Annotated in this window: 14 protein-coding genes and 1 pseudogene; all 15 read right to left on the bottom strand. The window is 38.5% G+C overall.

What is annotated here, in order from left to right; genetic code table 11:
- Nucleotides 1-19: 19 nt before the first annotated feature.
- The 15 genes and pseudogenes from N0M92_RS05890 to nirD all read right to left on the bottom strand — a co-directional run bounded on the left by N0M92_RS05890 (nt 20) and on the right by nirD (nt 16,220).
- A complete protein-coding gene (locus N0M92_RS05890) occupies nt 20-826 on the bottom strand; it encodes an ABC transporter permease (protein ID WP_094246734.1) in 807 nt (268 codons plus the stop codon).
- Nucleotides 826-1,770, bottom strand: coding sequence for an ABC transporter permease (locus N0M92_RS05885; RefSeq protein WP_260284870.1), 945 nt, complete (start codon nt 1,768-1,770; stop codon nt 826-828). The genes N0M92_RS05890 and N0M92_RS05885 overlap by 1 nt, the downstream gene beginning before the upstream one ends.
- Nucleotides 1,734-2,867, bottom strand: a complete 1,134-nt coding sequence (locus N0M92_RS05880; RefSeq protein WP_260285053.1) for an ABC transporter ATP-binding protein — start codon at nt 2,865-2,867, stop codon at nt 1,734-1,736. The genes N0M92_RS05885 and N0M92_RS05880 overlap by 37 nt, the downstream gene beginning before the upstream one ends.
- Before the next feature lie 45 nt (nt 2,868-2,912).
- On the bottom strand, nt 2,913-4,013 hold the full coding sequence (locus tag N0M92_RS05875) for an ABC transporter substrate-binding protein (protein WP_260284869.1): 1,101 nt from the start codon (nt 4,011-4,013) through the stop codon (nt 2,913-2,915).
- A 19-nt stretch (nt 4,014-4,032) separates the two neighbouring features.
- On the bottom strand, nt 4,033-5,040 hold the full coding sequence (locus N0M92_RS05870) for a TAXI family TRAP transporter solute-binding subunit (RefSeq protein WP_260284868.1): 1,008 nt from the start codon (nt 5,038-5,040) through the stop codon (nt 4,033-4,035).
- 162 nt (nt 5,041-5,202) lie between these two features.
- Complete coding sequence (locus N0M92_RS05865) at nt 5,203-6,579, bottom strand: sigma-54-dependent transcriptional regulator (protein ID WP_260284867.1); 1,377 nt, start codon at nt 6,577-6,579, stop codon at nt 5,203-5,205.
- A gap of 24 nt (nt 6,580-6,603) precedes the next feature.
- Nucleotides 6,604-8,544, bottom strand: a complete 1,941-nt coding sequence (locus tag N0M92_RS05860; RefSeq protein WP_260285052.1) for a transporter substrate-binding domain-containing protein — start codon at nt 8,542-8,544, stop codon at nt 6,604-6,606.
- A gap of 622 nt (nt 8,545-9,166) precedes the next feature.
- Nucleotides 9,167-9,760, bottom strand: a complete 594-nt coding sequence (locus N0M92_RS05855; RefSeq protein ID WP_260284866.1) for a YdeI/OmpD-associated family protein — start codon at nt 9,758-9,760, stop codon at nt 9,167-9,169.
- A gap of 81 nt (nt 9,761-9,841) precedes the next feature.
- Entirely contained in the window at nt 9,842-10,234 is a 393-nt protein-coding gene (locus tag N0M92_RS05850; RefSeq protein ID WP_260285051.1) for an SRPBCC family protein, read from the bottom strand.
- A 93-nt stretch (nt 10,235-10,327) separates the two neighbouring features.
- Nucleotides 10,328-10,567 (bottom strand): annotated as a pseudogene (locus tag N0M92_RS05845) (ArsR/SmtB family transcription factor); the annotation flags it as partial.
- Between the two features lie 916 nt (nt 10,568-11,483).
- Nucleotides 11,484-11,945 (bottom strand): hypothetical protein, encoded by a 462-nt coding sequence (locus N0M92_RS05840; protein ID WP_260284864.1) that lies wholly within the window; start codon nt 11,943-11,945, stop codon nt 11,484-11,486.
- 313 nt (nt 11,946-12,258) lie between these two features.
- On the bottom strand, nt 12,259-12,579 hold the full coding sequence (locus tag N0M92_RS05835) for a hypothetical protein (protein ID WP_260284863.1): 321 nt from the start codon (nt 12,577-12,579) through the stop codon (nt 12,259-12,261).
- Between the two features lie 329 nt (nt 12,580-12,908).
- Nucleotides 12,909-13,334: an OsmC family protein gene (locus N0M92_RS05830; protein WP_260284862.1), complete on the bottom strand. Its 426-nt coding sequence runs from the start codon at nt 13,332-13,334 to the stop codon at nt 12,909-12,911.
- 506 nt (nt 13,335-13,840) lie between these two features.
- A complete protein-coding gene (locus N0M92_RS05825; RefSeq protein WP_260284861.1) occupies nt 13,841-15,460 on the bottom strand; it encodes a family 14 glycosylhydrolase in 1,620 nt (539 codons plus the stop codon).
- Nucleotides 15,461-15,902: 442 nt separating this feature from the next.
- Nucleotides 15,903-16,220, bottom strand: coding sequence for a nitrite reductase small subunit NirD (nirD, locus tag N0M92_RS05820; RefSeq protein ID WP_260284860.1), 318 nt, complete (start codon nt 16,218-16,220; stop codon nt 15,903-15,905).
- Between the last annotated feature and the right edge of the window lie 8 nt (nt 16,221-16,228).

The following is a 16,228-nucleotide window of genomic DNA, read 5'->3' as shown; positions in this document are numbered from 1 at the left end:
CATATCATTCATCTCGTTTTTACCCGTTAGTATGATGGGAACCACCAAAAACTTTCCCGACACCTTGAATTTTTTCAAGTATGACGATCAGAAGGACTGATATGAAAATAACCACGCTTGATACGGATGCAACAATTGGATTGTAGGCATCCTGCATTTGCGAGAATATTTCGATCGGCAGCGTTCTCATTTCCGGTGATACCATAAAGAGAGAGACCGTTACATTATCAAAAGATGTCAAAAATGCGAATAATCCGCCTGAGATGGCCGCGGATCCAATTAGCGGCAGTGTCACTTTCATGAATACTGTTAGTGGATTCGCTCCAAGTATGGCCGCTGCCCTTTCGAGATTATAATCAAATCCACTTAAACCGGTTAATACGAGCCGCATAACATAGGGTATGCAAATGACGATATGGGCAATTAAAAATCCTGTAGACGTACCGGCTAGCATCATTGGTGTAAAGTACATTAAAAGTGCAATCCCCAATACTAATTGCGGCACACTTAATGGAGAAGTTAAAAGGGCCGTAATATACGATTTTCCAGGGATATCATACTTTGCGATGCCAAGGGCACCCAAAGTTCCGAATATGACGGAAAAAAGGGCAGCCAATGCTGCGAACTTCGCACTGTTCAAAAAGGCTTCCAAAAATTCAGGACGCTCCAAGATCTTGGCATACCATTGCAGTGAGAAGCCTTCAGCCGGAAAGCTTGGATAATTGGCACTTGTAAAAGAAGCGGGAATAACGACAATGAGCGGTATCAAGATATAGATAATTGCCAACACGGCTACAGCAATCCGAAGGCCTCCAAACGTTTTCATCATCGGAATACCTCCTTGAATTTCCCTTTTTCAAACACCCTGGTAAAGACAGCCACTGATATGACAGTGGTTGCTAATAGAATATAAGATAGAGCAGATCCGAATGTCCAATGCAGCAAGTTATTTATTTGATCATAGATGACAACAGGCATCACGGGTACATTGGCTCCCCCCATTAGTGCAGGTGTAACATATGCACTCATTGATAAACTGAATACGAGAATGCAGCCAGATACGATACCAGGGATACTTAACGGTAATGTAATTGAAAAGAACCTTCTGAATGGACTTGCCCCAAGTATTGCTCCCGCCTTATCCAGAGAAGGATCAATATTATATAAACTGGCAACGATGGACAAGATCATGAAAGGAAGATATGCATTGGATAGTCCGATCACAACTCCGATTTCCGAAAACAATAGTTTCAATGGTGCATCTATTATGCCAAGGGCCATCAAGGTTTGATTTATCGTTCCATTAGGCAATAGCAATAGGTACCAGCCAAAATTACGGACAACTATACTTACCAAAAGCGGCGACACGATCAAGAGAGTGATGTACCCTCTGATCCGCGCTGAACTTTTGGCCATCGTCAAAGCTACCGGATATCCAAGAAATAAAGCAACCAAGACCGAATATAAACTGATTTTCACTGTCAGCCATAAAGAAGATAAGTAATAGCTATCGGTAAATAATTGTGTATAGTTTTTCAGGCTATAAACTGCATCCGCTCCTCCAAGATTATCTGTTGATATGAAGCTTAAATATAAAATGTATAACATCGGTATGACAAAGAAACCAAATATGAAAAGCAGAATCGGTGTTAAAAGGAGTAATCCAGGCACCCAGACTTTCCTTTTCTTGATTTTAGGTTTCTTTTGCGGTTCGATTGGATTCGTTTCCTGTTCTATTTCTTCACTAGCATAACTTCTGATGGGCTCCATCCAATTAGCACCTCACTTCCATTTTGCCATGATGAATCGAAAGCGGAAGTCAATACTTGAATACTTTTCCCATGTAATAGAACATTGATTTCCCAAGAGGTACCAAGATAGTTAATCTGGCTGATCTTAGCATGTTGAAAATCCAATGGAGAAGCAGATTTTTCTGCAAGAGAAACTATTTGCAGTTTTTCTGGTCTAATATAAAGCTTCACTTCATCACCAGTTTTTAAATCACTATCATTTCCCATGATGTTGTTTGCATCGACATGAGTGATATCAGGCCCTATCTTGACTGAAACTTTCCGTTTATCTACAGCAGACACATTGCCTTCAAAACAATTCGATTTCCCGATGAATTGAAATACGAATTCAGTCTTGGGATGATTGTAAATCTCAGTCGGAGTACTGATTTGTTCAATTTTCCCTGCATTCATGACCACGACTCGATCAGACATGGAAAGAGCTTCTTCTTGATCATGGGTCACAAAAATGGTCGTTACGCCAATTTCCTTTTGTAAGCGCTTTATCTCGGCCCTGAGTTCATGACGCAGCTTTGCATCAAGGTTTGAAAGCGGTTCGTCAAGCAAAAGGAGCTCCGGTTCAACTACAAGAGCTCTGGAAATCGCAACACGCTGACGCTGACCTCCTGATAATTCCCTTGGATAACGATTCTCCAATCCTGACATTTTCACTAATTCAAGCGCTTTACTTATCTTCTTTCTTTGCTCAGCTTTACTAACTTTGCGCAGTTTCAGGCCAAAACTGAGGTTTTCATAGACTGTCATATGAGGAAAAAGCGAATATGTTTGAAAAACCATCCCTAAATCTCGCTTATAAGGCGGAACCTTCGTCACATTATTGCCTTTAATATGGACCTCTCCCCGATCTGCATCGAGGAACCCAGCTATTAGGTTCAAGGTTGTGGACTTTCCACACCCTGAAGGCCCAAGAAGAGTAAGTAACTCTCCTTGTTTCACCTCCAGATCAATGCCATTCAGGACAACATTCGCTCCAAATTGTTTAAACGCGCCTTTTATCTCTACATCATTTTTGTTTGACCCAAACCCCTGGACTGCCTCCAGGGGTTGCCTATTCATTTCCACATCTTTTTTTAATACTTCCATGTGATAACACGCTCCTTTTTATTTGAGTTTTTTCCCTAATTCAGGAGTAACCTCTTTCGCCCATCTGTCTGACACCTCGGCGCGGATTTCAGCAAACTTGGCGAAGTCAGGTTTGAATGTTTTATCACTTGCTTTAAGGCCGATTGACTCTTCATATTTCTTTGGAATTTTCATTCCTTCTACCGTCGGATAAAATCCTTTTTCGGAAATTAATGCTTGCGCTTCTTCACTGATTACATAATTGATGAATTCAAGGGCTTCTTTGCTATTTGGCGTATTTTTCACGAGACCAGCACTAAAAGCTTGAAGCGGTACACCTTCTTTAGGTACGGCCATCTTAATGGGAATACCTGAAACGGCTAGTTCACCTATGGAGTAACTTCCCATGACGGTTACGTCAGCAGCTCCTTGTTGGACAGCTGGCATCATTTGCGTTGAGTTTTTATAAAAGGTATTGGAATAAGCTGCAAGATCCTTTGCTTTTTCAAGACCTGGTTCCATATCTTCCGTACTGCCTCCGTTTGAAATTGCCAGACCATTAAGGGTATTGAAACCCCAGTCATTCGTAATATCTGAAAATGCCGTTTTACCCTCGTAATCAGGTGATACAAGATCATTCCAAGATTCAATTGGTTTTAACCCATTCTTTTTAAAGGTTTCCGTATTATAGGCTGGTGCAATGACTAAACCGAATGCTGGCGCGGCAGCATTTTCAACCGGAATGAAACGTGGATCCACCGATTTCATATTGGGAACATTGGACTCATCAATTGGTACGATCAGTTCCTTCTCCTTAGCGCGAATTACATCAACCGGTACAAAAAGGGCAACATCTATTTGCGGAGCGTTCTTCTGTAATTCCACTTTGGATAGAATTTCACCTGATAAACCGGAAATATAATTAACAGTGATTCCTGTTTCTTCTTTGAACTTCGGTGCGATCACATCCCTGATGGCACTTTCAATGACACCGCCATTACCGGCAATCGTTATTTTTTTCTCTCCTTTTTCACCCGCACCCGTTTGGACGGATTCTCCCGGTTTTTGCGGAGTGGGATTACCACATCCCGCAAGAGCGATCAATACTATTATTGATAAAAGACTCAGCAGTTTTTTCATAGTCATTACCTCCCGTTTTTCATTGATCTCCAATAATTCCTTGTTCGTTAAAATAATTCATGGCCCCTGGATGAAAATCAAGTGGCACTTGTTTAGTTGCTTCATTTATTGAAATATCAGAAGCAGCTGGATGTGTATGCTGTAGTTCAGGCAGATGTTCATATAATGTTTTCACAAGACTGTATGCATGAGGATCAGACATTTCCTTGTAGGTCACCAGGACATTTTTAATTGAAATCGTTTGGACATTTTTTTTCATTCCCCCGTATGTATCTCTGGGAATTTCATCATGGGTATAAACTCCATATTGTTTTTGAAGACCTTCAATGATGTCTTCCGGAATTGGAATAAAAGATAGTTCGGTCTGCTTGGATATGAAAGCGATTTCATTATTCGGAATCCCCGAAGAAAAGAAAGCCACATCAATGGTACCATTACGTAATGCTTCTGCAGATTGAGAAAAAGAAAGATAGGATAAATTCAATTGATCAGTCGGTAAATTAGATTCTAACAGTATCCGCTCTGCAATAAGCCTTGTACCGCTTCCTGCGGTTCCCACACTAATGCGTTTCCCAACTAAATCTTCTAAGGAATCAATACCATTTTGTTTAGTAGTAACAATTTGTACATAATTGGAATATAGAGCCGTTAAAGCTCTTAACTTGGATTTATCCGTTTCAGGCAAATCCAGTACATCCACTGTGGTAAAACCAATTTCTGCGCGATGGCTGCTAACCAATTCAGTATTTTCGATGGAAGCATGGGTTACCTGGGTACCTGACACGGTTCCATTATACTTTTCATACATATTTGATAATCTTTGTCCTAACAAAAAATAAACACCTGTCATATCTCCAGTTCCAATGATTATCATCCTATTATTTAAATCCTGTCCTTCAGAAGTTAGTTGACTCTGAATCAAGGTAGTAGCAGGTTTAGATATTTCCTGCTGCTCATTCATAAAAGAACATCCTGTCATGAAACAAAATAACAAAGCGACTTTTATAAAGAGTGCTCCATTCTTCATCGTGGTCCTCCTTTCTTAATGTATTTAGATGCAAATATCATGCCAAGTCGATTTTCTGCTTTAAAACGCAAATCCTGCCGATTTATTGAATGATATACACGTATAAATCGGCAATTTTTGCCGGTTATCCAGAAAAAAATGCCGATTAACACAATAAGCCTTTTATTCTCCTTTTGAAATGAGCTTGATTTTATCACGAAGGCTTCTTTCTGAAATTTTTAGGATTTGAGCTGTTTTTTGCCGATGGTTTTTACAGTATTGAAGTGTGGCCGTTATGACTTTTTCTTCTATCTCTTTCATGGATATTCCGATAGGGATTTTGAAACTATGAAAATCTTCGTCATTGCCCCCCTGCTGAAGAATGAACTTCTGTTCTTGAACATATTGCGGCAAGTCGGTATCCTCCATTTTTTTCGAGTTCGATAGGGCGACAGCATATTCTATGATGTTACCAAGTTCACGGACATTGCCAGGGTAATGGTAATCCAGTAAAATCCGACGTGCGGCTGCCGAGAACGTCTTATCTTCACGATTCATATCCTTAGCGTGCTTTTTTATAAAATAATCCATAAGGATCGGTAAATCTTCTTTTCTATCCCTTAAAGGCGGCATCGAGATGGGTATGACATTAAGCCTGAAATACAAATCCTCCCTAAATTCCCCTTCCATCACCATTTGTTCCAAGTTTTTATTGGCTGCACTTATAATACGGACATCCAATGAGATTTTTGCATTGGACCCAAGAGGCGTCACTTCCCGTTCCTGCAATACTCGTAATAATTTGGCTTGAAGAGGAAGGGGCATTTCACTAATCTCATCGAGAAAAAGGATGCCCCCATTAGCAGCAACGAATTTCCCATCCTTCCTTTGTGTTGCACCGGAAAATGCTCCCTTCTCATATCCGAACAACTCCGATTCCAGCAGCATCTCAGGAATTGCTGCACAATTGACAATCTGCATTGGATTGTTTTTCCTTCTTCCTAGCGTATGGATGTTCCGGGCTACAAGCTCCTTTCCAGTACCACTTTCACCCGTGATAAGAACACTGGAATCAATATCTTTCACTCTTTCGATCATTGAGAAAATACGCTGCATCGCCTTGCTGTTACCAAGAAAGTTACCAAATCCCTTTTGAATCCCCAATTCTTCATGTAATGTCTCCAATTGATTGGACATCTGTTTGAATTCGGCTGCCCTCATCAAGAGCAAAGAAAGTTCTTCAATATTAATTGGCTTTTCAATATAGTAGTAGGCCCCCCTTTTTATGGCCTCAATGGATGTTTCAATGGATGAATAGGCAGTCATCATGATGACTGTTACGTTAGGTGCTATTTGTTTGATTTTCTGCAGGACATCAAGTCCACTTTTATTTCCTATTCTCAAATCTAGTAATACAATATCAAAAGGTTGATTGTCGATCTTCCGGAGCCCCTCATCAGGGTCAGTGGTTGTCACGACCTGATATGAATCTTCCAACGCAAAGCTAAGAGCAGTGCAAATAGCAGGTTCATCATCAATTACCAATACACGCATTTTCATATAACTCCCCCTCTTTCCAGGCTTCTATTCGATATATAAAGGTAGTGAAATGGTGAATTTCGTACCTGTATTAGGATAACTTTTTACATGGATATCTCCGTTATTTTCTTTAATTAACCTATACGATAACGTTAGTCCCAAACCGACACCCTTTTCTTTATTTGTAAAAAACGGCTCGAAAATATGGTTCAGTTCCTCCTGTTTCATCCCTTTTCCCGTATCGGATATGATAATCCGCCCAGTCTTTTCGTTCTCTTTATCAATGGAGATGTTAATGGTCTTTTCCTTTGTTTCTTCAACGGCATGAATCGAATTCAACACCAAGTTAAGAAGTACTTGTTGAATTTGTTGTAAATCTATATAAAAAATAAGGTCCTCCTCAATTATTTGCTCGAAAATTATTTGTTTTTTTTCCATAGTCACCTTATGAAAAGCAAGTAAGGATATAAGTTCATGAGCGTGGCAATTTGTAATATTAGGCGGACGCGGACGTGCATATTCAATTAAATCGGTAACAATCGCATTCAAACGGTTAACTTCAGTAGGCAAGTGCTCCATTAGAACTTGTCGGAATTGAGGATTATCATATTTACTCGGAAGTAAATCAATGAATGTTTTAATCGATGTCAAAGGATTCCTTATTTCATGTGCGACACCTGCAACTAGTTGACCAAGGGCGTGCAGCTTTTCTTGCGTGACCAATTTTTTCTCCAATGTTTTCTTTTCCGTCTCATCATTCATGGAAAGTAAGTATCCGGTTTGTATATATTCAGAGTTGAACATCTTATGCATCGAATATGAAATCACCTTCTGGTCATTTTCCTCATCAAATATCAAGATTCGAAAAGAACCCGTAAGGTTATTCCCATTTTGTTCTTGATGTAAAGCTCCCAAATTCCTCATTAATTGTGAATGATTCATAAAATTCAGAATCATTTCCTTGGAAATGTCAAGAATTTCTGATGCCTTTGCATTACAGCTGGTAATCATGAAATCGAGATCGAATGTAATGATCCCATTATTGATATTGTTTAAGACTTGATCTTTGAAAGCTTCAGCATTAGCAATGTTTTGCCGTTGTTTCTCTAAATCCTTATTTAATAAATGTAATTTTAACGTCTGGTTATGAACGGATTTTTTTAGCTTTTGATTCCATATGTAAATGATTAGAAGGATAAAGGCCACGGCAGTTAGGGTTATGATCAACCAGAATATGAATTGCTCCAGCCTGGCAATTTTTTGATTGGATTGTGGCATGACCCATTTATCGATTATCCCATTGATATTCCGGTTAGCTTTAAGTTCTGTGAGTGTATGATCCATCATGAAAAGAAGCGATTGATTCCCTTTTTTCACTGCAATCGTATAATCCGCTGGTTCAATGACTTCATCGAGAATGATGTAATTCTTTTCTTGGCGGAACTTTTTTAAATAGAAATCTGCAGTCCATTTGTTCCCGATGAATACATCTGCACGGTTGTTCAATAATGTTAAAATACCCGAGTATTGATTCGAAACGGTCGTTAAATTTGTATTCCTCATATTGAGAAATGTACTGATTACTGGTGTGTTTTGGTCAAGGACAACATGTGAATCGCGTAGATCCGTTAACGTATGAATATCCTGTTTCCTTTTACTGGGAATGATTATGGATTGGGACATTGTAAAATAGGATTGAGTGAAATCAAGTTGATTATCTTTATCGGTATTATAGGTACTTCCAACAATTGCATCAATTGTTCCGTTGCTTAAGGCTTTTTCCGCTTCTTCCATCCTCATCGGAATATATTTGAAATCTACGCCATTATATTTTGCTATTTCCTCCATTAAATCAATATTGATGCCTGTCAGCTCACCAGCTTCATTTTCAAATGAAAATGGAGGAAGAGCACTTTCCCCAGCAATTATAAAGTTTTTTTGTTCAGCAAAAATCGTGGGAGACCAAAGCGTATGAACAAAGACCATCAAGCAAAATATACTTATTAGAAACAGCTGCTTTTTAATTAAGAGCCCTCCTTCTGTGTCAAAATCTTTGCAGTCAGTATTTCTCGGCTAAAAACGCCCTGATAATATACTTCTCCAATCAGGACTTGAACCCTTTAAATTCTTAGTATAATCTGACACAATCTAACAATAACCTACAAAAAGTATGTAATTTCATCTAAAGGAATAAATAGAAACCCAGCAACCTTTGCTGGGTTTTTAGGTGCAATTGTCATCCATTTTCCTAAATCGAAATTCCAGAATAAAAAGCCAAATTTCTCTGTATTGGATTTTTTGTTACTCCATTAAAGCTTCCTATAATAAAGTGAAAATTTATTACTATAAGATGGTTTTGATGAAGAGCATTGCTTAAACCTTATTCAAAATAGTCCCTTGTTAGTTCAAGAAAAGCGTACCTTTCAGCAAACAGCCAAAGGGTACACTCTAGGTTGAATGCGTAAGCCTATTACACGTTAGTTTTCTATACTCTACGGATCACTTTTAAGTTATTGATTGAATGGTTCCTGCGATCCAAAAAAGAGTTTGATGAACGCAAATTGAGGTAAGGTCTAAAACTTGATTAATATATTTTCTCAATGAAATGCTAATCTTTTAAGCCCTTTCCATTGAGAATTTTCTGCATGCATTTTTCAACTCTTGATTCTCGAGTTTTGGATTGTTTGGGTTGAGAAAAATGAAGAATGTATGCTCTTTGCCGTCCCGGGGTCAATGCTTCAAAAGCATTTTTCAAAGCAGGGATTTCATCGAATTTACTTTGAAGTTCTTCTGGAACTATGAATTCTGTATTATTTTTAAAATTCACTTCCAAACCGGCTTTTTCAACTTCAATGGCTTCATGGATATAGGCTTTCAGAATGGTTTCCGTTGCAACTATTTCTTGAACATTGGTGAACCGAATCTGGCGCGCCCCCTGTACATTCTCTGTTTGTTGGATTAGAATCCCATGGGTATCCTGTAACAAGGCACCTTTGTGAAATAGAAGCGCACAATATTCTTTAAATCCATGGATTAAAACTATGTTTTTTTTCTCAAACGTGTAACAAGGATGCATCCATTTAAATTCTTCGGTCAAGTCACAGTCGAGAACGATATTTCTCAACGTCTCATATTCTTCCTGCCAATTTTTGGCTTTGCTCAAAAATTCATCAACCTTAGGATTCCTTTTACTATTTGTCATCATGGAACACTCCTCTTTCCGAGCAGTTTGCTTTTTCCTATACGTTAGCTAAATACCATAAACAGGTTCAAAAGTTTGGTCTTACATTTCCCCTAACACTTTTTTAAGATCTTCGCCCATTTTCGCCCAACCATATTTCGCACCATTGAACGCTTGATCTTCTTTTTCGAATCCTGCTTGATCAAGATGTAAGTAAGTTGTTCCGTCCTCGTGCTTTAATGTCCATGTGACTGTAGTGTTTATCCCACCACCTACCCAAGTGTAAGATAACTTATAAGGCTCCTCCACTTCAAGAACTTCGGAATCTATAATTAAATTCCACTGTTCATTCCGAAACTGAAATTTATGGCCAACGACAGGTTTAATATCATTAGCCATTACCCATTTTGCAAGAGTATTTGCATCTGTTAAGGCGAGCCATACCTTCTCGATCGGGCTCTTAAAATTAAAATCTTGTGATACTGTTAAAGTCATTTTTTGTTCCTCCTGTAATATTTGGTTTAAAAGCAACATTCTTTCACTCCAGAATCTCTTGTAAAACGATACCCAATCCTCAATTTCTTTCAACGGGGCAGCATTCAGCCGATAACGTGTTTCCCTGCCGACCTTTCTGCTGATTACGAGACCAGCCTCCTTAAGGATTGCCAAATGCTTTGAAACCGCAGTACGACCCATTTCAAAATGAACGGTCATCCCATTGAGAGGCAATTCTTCCGCGTCCGCCAACAAACGTAGCAATTTACGTCTTGTTGGGTCAGCGATGGCTACATAAATATCACGATCTTGATTTTTCTCGTTCAAAATCACCCCCCCTTTAATGGGACACCAATTGGTGTCTTTTATTATATGACACTAATTGGTGTCATGTCAATTTTATTATTGACATGACCTTATTTGTTTTATTCTCCTATCATCAAGTTATAGGTTCCTTTTTTAATTATTTGTTCAATAGATTTAGCTTCAAACTTATTAAATCCTTTCACAACTAAGCTGCTCCCCATTAGTTAAAGAACATTTCTTCATAAAATAATGTTTTTACATAAATGACCAATATCGTTAGCTATCATTTTAAAAATTGAAAATGCTCGTTTTTCGGCTAAAGATCAATATTCAGAATGGCAGCTTATTAACCGGCCTCCATATCAGGGGCTCTTAATCAATAGCGAAGGCGATTTGTTATTCCTTAATTCACTAGACAGATTGGCTAATATTACTATGGTATCATCCGAGCATGGAAGTACATTCTTAAGATTTGAACGCAGAAATTGTGGTACTGAAAATGAGGTACTTTTTGATGGTAGGAAATCCAGGGGTATGGGTGATAATGAAAAGTTATTGACGGAACAATTTTCAACTCTGTTTTTATATGTGGCTGAGCAAGAACGTTAAAAAATAAGCAATCGATAGGCTGAAGGAATTGAAGTGGCAAAGAATAACGGCGTGTTATTCGGTACGACGTAAGCATGAATGAATAACGACTTCATTCAGGAATATGAAACCGGAGTGTCGCAAATTTCTACAACCCAATAAGGATTACAGGAAAAAACATTAAGGACTCCTAAGCTTGTTTCAAAATCATGCTTCGGGATGGGACCATTTCATCTAATTTTTTAACAAAGTTGATTGGAACGGGTGTACGAGACTCCCGCGGGAAAGCGCGTCCAAAGGAGACCCCACAGGTGCAAATCGCTCCAATCAATTTACAAACCCTCAATATTGTAAATTATTTTTCTATTTCAAGGCTTTTTAACATTTGCCGTAACGCTCCAAGATGATAAGCCGAGTGGGCAATGGTCGCATTTACATTTGTCAGCCATTTTCCTAAATCGATTGTGTTGATTTCTTCGAGAAGTGTTACATATTCTTTATGTAATCCCTCCCTGATTTCCGCCCATTTCACCTCATCAACATGATGAATGGTCCAGCTTGCGCCCCAATCTTTTTCGAAGTTTTCACCACTGATCATTGTTCGGATCACCCATAAATAATACCGTATGTGGTCAGAATGAGCAGCAATGGTTGCTCCATTTATGGAACGCGAAGCATCTTCTGCGGTTAAACCATCAATTGTACCAAAAACCCCGGTATTCGGTTTCGATTCAGTATAATAGCTCCCTCCATTTCCCGGTCCTTCAAACGTTTCTTTCAAAAGCATTTTTAATGACCTTGCCAACGTCTCGCTCAACTCAATTCCCCCCAAGTGTTTTAATTGACTTCATTACTATATATTACACTAAGACAATTCAATATTCGTTTAAAATTGTTAAATTAATCCGAGAATATGACGAGTTTATAGAATTACTCGTTTAACTGGCAAAAGGTATGAATTTCATTTTACTTTCGGGTACAATCTTATATCGTATTGACGCTGTTCTTTACGTGATGAAAAAATAATAACACCTTAAAAAGACCGTTCCTTTAATAAACAGGAACGGTCTTGATTTATTTAACTGAAAATATGATTCAACTCTAAAAAGTATATAATGCTAAGTCTATAGTTAGTAGCTTTTCAAACGCTCCTCCAGGGAAACAATTCTAAACTTTAACTCCTGATTAGAGTCCAAGCACCCTATTACAATTTGGTTATCTTCCGTAATGGTGACATATCTGAAGGTTTCTTCTCCGTGGATCTTTATTTTTGTCTCCAATGTCGTTTCCATTTTTGCAAAAACTTGATCTGTGTATGTAAGCGGAAGAAGATCATCCAATCCTTCTTCAGGGCTGTTGAGCCACTTAAACATGAAATCTTTCAATGAGTATTGTTCAATCATCGATAAATGATCTTTAAAAATTAATTTGTCAATGGTTATCTCTTTCAACTTATCCACTCCTCAATAGTATCTAAAGTTTATATTGATAAACTCCTAACATCAAGGGCATTCCAATGACAAACCATTACATTTTGATTACTTGCTGACTAAATAAACCCTTTCCTTCCGAAAAATGGAGTAATGTTACCTGGAAAATAAATTTTGGGATGAGTTTTTTAAGAATACGTCTAGGATTAACCTGTAGAGGGATCATCTTCTGAGGTTTGAACGTTTTGGTATAGATGATTTGCCATGAACAAGGATGTCCATTCCAGACGAAAACAGCCTCCATTTGCTTATAAAATGAAGGCTGTACTTTTAAATGAAAAATGTATAAATTATAATTCTTGTTTTCCTTTAACGCCATTTATCGAATAGCTGATTACAATGTTGGCATTTAATGAATGATATACTGAACAGTACGTATTTTTGGATAATTGAATTGCACGGACCACTTTATCTTCAGGCAGATCACCCTCCAATAAATAGTGGATATGAAAATCGGTAAATCGCTTAGGATGATTTTCTGATCGTGCCCCTTCTATTTCTATTTGAAAGGACTTTGTTTCAAATCGCATTTTTTTTAAAATCATTACAATATCAATGCCTGTGCACCCGGCAAGAGAATGCAAAAGTAACTCAGTGGGTCTTGCTCCGCTATTTTTTCCTCCTACATCTTCGGATGCATCCATCTTTATTTCATGTCCCGACGGAGTTGTGCCAGAAAAGGCCATTTCCCCTGTCCATGTAATCATTGTCTTCATTTATTTCAATTCCTCCCTTTCTTGTTGTTTGGTTCAAAAATTGTCCGCTTGTTTTATTTAATGTAAGTACAGATCATTTAAGACTTAAAATAATATTCCCTCAAATATTGCGGTCAGTGCTAATGATCCTAACTTGCGATGACTTTCCATTAATTATATTCTTCCCACAAGTCTTACTTAGTTAGTCATTCTGTTAAATTCAGGCACTTGCTTTCCGAGTGCGGTCTTTCGCCTGTGGAGGCTTCCTAGGAGTAAACGATATTCCCGCAGGAGTTTCGAACACCGCTCCGATCAACTTTATATTAAAAATTCAGATAGGAACCATTTTGTTGGCTAATGAAGGTTCGGAAATCTCTCACAACCATGTTCTAAAGGTAAACTTAGTTATCATTCTTGTTTTTTTACTAATTTAAATGGATGAAATCAACTGCAATGTTTTTTTGAGGGTTTTAAATATTTAGATAGAAACCGTTAGGCTTGCAAAATGAAAGACACCATATCCTCATCTACCATGAAGTTTTATAGTTTCCTCCTCCATTCAAAGGAGTTTTATACCTATTATTTTCCCCATCTTGCCAAGTAATATTGCCATTTTCATCTTTCAGGACGAACTTGAATTCATAAAACCGATCTGCGGCTAAACGAAATGTTCCTCTCCAGCTGCCTTCAGTGCTTTGAGTGAGCTTATATTCGTAATCTTCAGGATTCCACCTGCCGATTTCGCCTCTATCCCCAATTAAGTAAACTCCATGTGTGGGAGGTACATTTTCAACTGTGAATGTAACTGGAATCGACATGCCTTTCAATTTATCAGCCATCATCCTGAACTCATTTGTTGGTTTTCCTTCATCGTCGAATAAATAGGACATCCTTAGCAAGGTAAATCCATCAAAATCATGGTTAAAAACCATTTCTGCTATATTGTCAAAGCCCCCTTCATTGTCGATAAGCGGAAGTGCGTTTTCCCCATTTAAAGAAATTCCTTTTTCATTGGCCAATGAAGCGATTTGGGTAACCAACGTTTTAGGTGCGCTATAGGATGGTGCAGTATGTGCATCTTGATCTCCCATTTCCAAACAGGTGAACGTGAGGGCCATATTCGATTTTTTAAACTGATTCAATAATTGGGAGTAGTTATAGTACCCTGCACTATACTCTGCTGAATGCGGCAGTACTGGATCATTCATTTTCCAATGTACTCCTGAGATTTTAGCTCCAATTGGCACGCCAAAGACTTCATCAAAATGTTTATGGGCGAATTTAGAGATTTTTGCAAGATGCTTTTCGAGTGCTCCTTGATACCACTGCATAAAGTCGTATCCAAATTGTGTATCGATTGCTCCGCCCCTGGTAAAAAATTCATCCCCGCTTCCTGGCGGCTGTATCTCATTCCAGTTTTTATACGTTTTGCCCCACGCAGCATTTAATTTTTTTATCGTTGAATATTTTTCTCTCATGGTAAGCCTGAAGTCCCGTTTCGCACCTTCTGTATAAACTTGAAGCTGTCCCCTTTCAGGATAATCCCAGCCATCAGCATTTTGATAGGAGGGATATCGTAGTTCCCCAGCTGGTCCTGCACTTAAATATATTTTAGCTATTAAACCCTTCTTATCAGCAAAGTTCTCTGCAAAGGATTTATACAATTCGTTGTACTGATCGGCTGTACCTTCCCACCATGGAGCAAGTACCTCCTTATTCCAGAAACCACTTTCACTCTTGAATGCCATGTTTTCTAGAGTGTCTTTATTCCAAAGCCAACTCGGGATGGAATAGTTACAATCATCCCCCACATTACCGCCGCATTGATGTGTAGACAAAATGGGCACCCATTTTAAACCGGAAGCTTTCACAGTTTCCGCATATTTTTTATAATAGGACCAATCAAACTGATTATCTTTTTTACTCTCGACTAATCCCCACCAAATATCTGTCGTTATTGCATAAACTCCATTTTCCTTCAACTGAGTTAACTGTGCCTCAAATGCCTCCCAATCTGTTATTTCGCCCAATGGGGCCATTACATAAAGCTTGTAATCTGGTTTTACTTCCGCTGATCCAGGTGAAGAACTTGATAAAGGAACAAAATACAGCATAAAGGTAAAAACGCCAACAGATAATTTGTTCATAAAAATGCCAACCCTTCCCCAATAACTTTATTCATTTGTGCACCATTGAAATCGTTTACATTCACTTCGTTTAATAAGGCTGTTTTCGAATACTTTGTTGCTATTTACCAGGTAAAGCGGTGTGGTTGATTTCCCCTCCAGATGCTCGCTTTCCGCGGGGCGGGCGGTGAGCCTCCTCGGCGTAAACGCCTGTGGGGTCTCACCTGTCCCGTTACTCCCGCAGGAGTCTCGCACTTGCGCTCCAATCAACCTTAAATCGTTTAGTTTTTAAAAACAACAATCTTTACGAAAGAGCCTTTAATAAAGGTATTCCTTTACTGAAAATTATATTTGTTTTGGAAATATTTATCAATTATTCCGTCAGGGGAATTTAGTTCAAAGCTCCGGAAAGAAAAAGTGGATAGTCTAAGAGACTATCCAGAGCAGCGGGCCATCTATATTTTTATAAAACAATATAAACACTATCATCTTCTATTTCAACCTTGAATGTCTTAATGCAACCATTATCAGGTTTTTGGACTTCTCCATTCTTGATACTGATTTTCCAGTCATGCATCGGGCAAAAGACGTGATCACCACTCACAATGCCTTCCACCAGAACTCCGCCTTTATGTGGGCAACGATTTTCAATAGCACGGAATTCACCATTTGCTAAATGAAAAAGAGCAATTTCTTGAGAGCCTATGGTTACTGTTTTCCCCAGGTTTTTTGGCATCTCATTTACTGTTGAGACCTTTATCTTTTGAAGCGTTTTCCCCATTTAGGCTT

The organism is Peribacillus aracenensis (assembly GCF_025175645.1).
Lineage (GTDB): Bacteria > Bacillota > Bacilli > Bacillales > DSM-1321 > Peribacillus > Peribacillus aracenensis.
Note: the sequence above shows the minus strand (reverse complement) of the source record. Positions and strands in the feature narration are given on the sequence as shown.

Bases quoted from the DNA above. Each gene is read 5' to 3' on its own strand.
- N0M92_RS05870 (WP_260284868.1), bottom strand. From the start codon at position 5,040: ATGAAGAATGGAGCACTCTTTATAAAAGTCGCTTTGTTATTTTGTTTC.
- N0M92_RS05825 (WP_260284861.1), bottom strand. From the start codon at position 15,460: ATGAACAAATTATCTGTTGGCGTTTTTACCTTTATGCTGTATTTTGTT.
- N0M92_RS05890 (WP_094246734.1), bottom strand. From the start codon at position 826: ATGAAAACGTTTGGAGGCCTTCGGATTGCTGTAGCCGTGTTGGCAATT.
- N0M92_RS05865 (WP_260284867.1), bottom strand. From the start codon at position 6,579: ATGAAAATGCGTGTATTGGTAATTGATGATGAACCTGCTATTTGCACT.
- N0M92_RS05880 (WP_260285053.1), bottom strand. From the start codon at position 2,867: ATGAATAGGCAACCCCTGGAGGCAGTCCAGGGGTTTGGGTCAAACAAA.
- N0M92_RS05875 (WP_260284869.1), bottom strand. From the start codon at position 4,013: ATGAAAAAACTGCTGAGTCTTTTATCAATAATAGTATTGATCGCTCTT.
- nirD (WP_260284860.1), bottom strand. From the start codon at position 16,220: ATGGGGAAAACGCTTCAAAAGATAAAGGTCTCAACAGTAAATGAGATG.
- N0M92_RS05860 (WP_260285052.1), bottom strand. From the start codon at position 8,544: ATGGTCTTTGTTCATACGCTTTGGTCTCCCACGATTTTTGCTGAACAA.
- N0M92_RS05855 (WP_260284866.1), bottom strand. From the start codon at position 9,760: ATGACAAATAGTAAAAGGAATCCTAAGGTTGATGAATTTTTGAGCAAA.
- N0M92_RS05850 (WP_260285051.1), bottom strand. From the start codon at position 10,234: ATGACTTTAACAGTATCACAAGATTTTAATTTTAAGAGCCCGATCGAG.
- N0M92_RS05830 (WP_260284862.1), bottom strand. From the start codon at position 13,334: ATGAAGACAATGATTACATGGACAGGGGAAATGGCCTTTTCTGGCACA.
- N0M92_RS05885 (WP_260284870.1), bottom strand. From the start codon at position 1,770: ATGGAGCCCATCAGAAGTTATGCTAGTGAAGAAATAGAACAGGAAACG.